At 67.3% G+C, this 849-nt stretch carries 1 protein-coding gene; it reads left to right on the top strand.

The features are described 5' to 3' along the window. Positions 1-53 precede the first annotated feature (53 nt). The gene (locus ACTWPW_RS64385; protein WP_443175069.1) at positions 54-839 is read left to right on the top strand and encodes a transposase family protein; all 786 of its coding nucleotides are present in this window, start codon (positions 54-56) and stop codon (positions 837-839) included. Positions 840-849: the final 10 nt, after the last annotated feature.

Below are 849 nucleotides of genomic sequence, written 5' to 3'. Positions count from 1 at the left end.
CTCCCGATAAGACAGCAGTCGACCAAGATCCGATGCCCCAACCGGGAGCCTCGTTGCTGTCTTACCGTGCCTCCATTCCACTGTCCAACCACACCCTGATCCGCCTGGCCGAACTCATCCGCACCCGGCGTGTCGAACGCCGCTCTCGGTGGCGCAAGTTAGACCCGGCCCGGCAAGCCCTGCTGGTCCTGGCTCACCTGCGTAACGGCGATACCTACGCTCGCCTGGCGATCGCCGGCTTCGCCATCGGCACCACCACGGCCTGGCGCTACATCCGCGAAGCCGTCGATCTCCTGGCTGTCCTGGCCGACGACGTGCACGCCGCCGCCGAGCGGGCATCCCGGCTGGCCTACACCATCCTGGACGGCACCCTCATCCCCATCGACCGCCTCGCCGATGAACGCCCGTACTACAGCGGCAAACACAAGCAGCACGGGATGAACGTGCAACTGCTGGCCGACCCGGTGGGCCGGCTGGTGTGGGCCTCCCCTGCACTGCCGGGCGCCACCCACGACGTAAGCGCTGCTCGGGCGGTGGGCCTGATCGACGCCTTGACCAGCGCCGGCGTGAAGACCTTTGCGGACAAGGGCTATCAAGGCGCGGGCGGCACGATCCGCACACCCTTCAAAAGGCACCGCCATCGGCCCTGGTTGTCGCCGGGACAGCGGGACGTTAACCGCGCTCATGCCCGTATCCGGGCCATCGGCGAGCGTGCCGTCGCGACCCTGAAGTCCTGGAAGGTGCTGACCAGGCTGCGCTGTTGCCCGCATCGCGCGACCGCACTCGTGCAGGCGATCCTCGTGCTGCAGCTGGTGGAAGAAGGCCGCTACTCAGGATGAAAAGGGCTCA

Source organism: Nonomuraea sp. KM90 (genome assembly GCF_052246675.1).
Classification (GTDB): Bacteria; Actinomycetota; Actinomycetes; order Streptosporangiales; family Streptosporangiaceae; genus Nonomuraea.
This window is presented reverse-complemented; position numbering and strand designations above follow the sequence as displayed.